Source organism: Thermodesulfobacteriota bacterium (genome assembly GCA_040755095.1).
In the GTDB taxonomy this organism is placed as follows: Bacteria; Desulfobacterota; Desulfobulbia; order Desulfobulbales; family JBFMBH01; genus JBFMBH01.
In genome coordinates, this window is the sequence record JBFMBH010000246.1 from 1 (window position 1) to 2,212 (window position 2,212).

Annotated in this window: 3 protein-coding genes; all 3 read right to left on the reverse strand. The window is 64.6% G+C overall.

Annotated elements, in window-relative coordinates; genetic code table 11:
• Positions 1-156: 156 nt before the first annotated feature.
• Genes hgcB through hgcC form a run of 3 tightly spaced genes read right to left on the reverse strand, consistent with a single transcriptional unit; the run spans position 157 to position 1,903 of the window.
• Entirely contained in the window at positions 157-459 is a 303-nt protein-coding gene (gene hgcB, locus AB1634_19380; GenBank protein MEW6221675.1) for a mercury methylation ferredoxin HgcB, read from the reverse strand.
• Positions 456-1,619 (reverse strand): mercury methylation corrinoid protein HgcA, encoded by a 1,164-nt coding sequence (gene hgcA, locus AB1634_19385; GenBank protein MEW6221676.1) that lies wholly within the window; start codon positions 1,617-1,619, stop codon positions 456-458. Before hgcA ends, hgcB begins: the two co-directional genes overlap by 4 nt.
• 14 nt (positions 1,620-1,633) lie before the next feature.
• Positions 1,634-1,903, reverse strand: coding sequence for an HgcAB-associated protein HgcC (gene hgcC / locus AB1634_19390; GenBank protein ID MEW6221677.1), 270 nt, complete (start codon positions 1,901-1,903; stop codon positions 1,634-1,636).
• Positions 1,904-2,212 lie beyond the last annotated feature (309 nt).

Below are 2,212 nucleotides of genomic sequence, written 5' to 3' on the forward strand. Positions count from 1 at the left end.
AGCTTCTCAGCGCCGATGGTACTGCCCGGGAGGCTGGGTGGGAGAGTAGGTCGCCGCCGAATCCCTTGCGCAAAGAAACAAACAAAAACCCCGCCCCTGGACCGTCCAGGAACGGGGTTTTTTGTTGGCCGAAAAGCTGCAAAGGGTTTGCCCGGTTCAGCAGCAGGGGCTGGCCGTTGGGCCGGCCGGAGGGGAACAGTCACAGGACGGCTCGCTGCCGGTAAGAATGCCGCGGATGATGGCGTAGGCGCAGCCGACTCCCGCTTTCACCTGAATGGCGCCGGTGGGGCAGTTAAGAGCGCAGGCGCCGCACTCCATGCAGTTGTCGCGGGCCGCCAGGGCGACACGCTGCCCCTGCCGGGCAAAGACGTTATGGGGGCAAACTTCTAGACAGCTGCCGCAACCGGTGCAGCCCCCGGCGTCGAAGCGCAGGCTCACGGTGTTGCTCAGGTATCTCACGATGACCAGATTCCCCATTCCGCGAGCTTAAAGGTCCCCAGCAACAGGGCGGACAATGCGGCACCACCCAGGTAGACCGGCAGGGCGTATCGGAGCTCCTTCTTCACCCCGGACATGTGGGTGAAGGTCGTAGAGCCTGTAAACTGAAGGGTGATGTACGAGGCCAGGAGAGGGTAGAGGAGGTAGACCACAACGCTCAGCGCGGGGTGCGGGGTGAGACGTTCACCCAAAAGGGTCCCGGTGGCGACGGCTGTTGCCAGGCCAGCCAGCCAGCCCTTGACGGCAAAGGACCGGAAGGGCAGGAGGGGCAATAGCATGGGGGCAAGAAACGCGCCGGCGCCGATCGTTGCCGCGCCCAGGAGCAAGAACGGCCAGCCACCGGACCAGGCGGCGGCGAACAGGATGCCCTGGGGCTGGAGGCCGAAGACCAGGAGCACCGCCAGGCCATAAAGGGGAAAGAGCTTCATGGCCGGCAGGATTTCCATAGGGGTCAGTACCAACCGATCTCGCCACGGGAAATGGACTGTGGCCATGGCTGGGGTCTTTCGGCAGCCAGCCGCAAGATAAGCTGGGATATCGGCCGCTCGTACCGGTCCGAATTGCGCGATAAAGCCGGTGCGGGCCTTGACCTCTCGAGCCTTGACTCCTGGTGCGGCCAATTGCGGGAGGATCAGCCGCCGGTGGCTGACCAGGCCTGCCAGCCCCGTGGCCTGCACCCGCCGGACCAATTCCTCTGTGCCGAACGTGCCTTTGCCGGCCGCACACCATACGTTGATCCCCCGGGTGTCCAAGACCAGCACCCAGGCGTCGAGACCGGCCAGATGCCGACGTAGCTCGTCGAAGGAGAGCTTGTAGTTGGCCGAGACGAAGACCTCGGCGTTGGCGCCCGGCGAGCCCACGGCGTAGAGTCCTGCCGACACCCGGTAGGCCATACGGAAGGCACTGATCCGGGAGCGAATGGCCCCCAGCCAATCGGCCCGAGTGAGAACGGTGCTGATCCGAGGCACTTGGCCCAAGGGCGTTTGCTGCTCTCCGACGACCCAGGGGGGCGGTAATGCGTCGTCCGGGTGACGGCTCGACAACGGGGCGCTGGACGCGCCGCAGCAGGTGGCCGCATCCTGTCGCCTCGCCGGTGCCTTTGGAAGGTCCAAGGGTTGCATGGTCGATCGCCTCGTTACAAGAGATCCTTGAGCACGGGACCGAGGCTGTTTCTCACCATCTCGCTGAGCTGTTCCACCCTGGTGAGGCTGATACAGCAGATCCCTCCGTCTTTGCGCCAAGCCGTCACGGCCAGCCGGTCTCCGGCCTGGATGCCGGCCCGGGCCCGCAGCTCTTTGGGCAGCACGATCTGCCCCCTCCCATCGATGCCGACGATGGCTTCGACCTGGCAGCCATCGGCTTGGCGGACGGCCTCTGGCTGCAGCTGGCCACGATTTCTGGGCATGGGCCTCGTCGATTGATCTTGGTGTGCGCATTCAGCCTATTCTGAATATTCTGACGCGTCAAGATTGGGACACGAACGAACAGCCCAGCAAGCCGCTGGATATTCGATAAGCAGACGCCGGCCGACGGTCCTCGGGAGGCGCGGCCGACATTTTTTTTCGGATCAGCCGAACAACGACCACCTTCGCGCTATGCACCTCGCGCCCGCGAGACGCCGTTCTTTGGGGGGGAGAAGCGCCCCAGCAGCCTCCCTGTTGGCTCCGGCGGGGACACCACGTCTCCCCCCGCATCCTCCCCTCAGAAAACGCAA

What these genes read in the sequence shown, in the direction of transcription:
- hgcC (MEW6221677.1), bottom strand. Translation starts at nt 1,903, where the DNA reads ATGCCCAGAAATCGTGGCCAGCTGCAGCCAGAGGCCGTCCGCCAAGCC.
- hgcA (MEW6221676.1), bottom strand. Translation starts at nt 1,619, where the DNA reads ATGCAACCCTTGGACCTTCCAAAGGCACCGGCGAGGCGACAGGATGCG.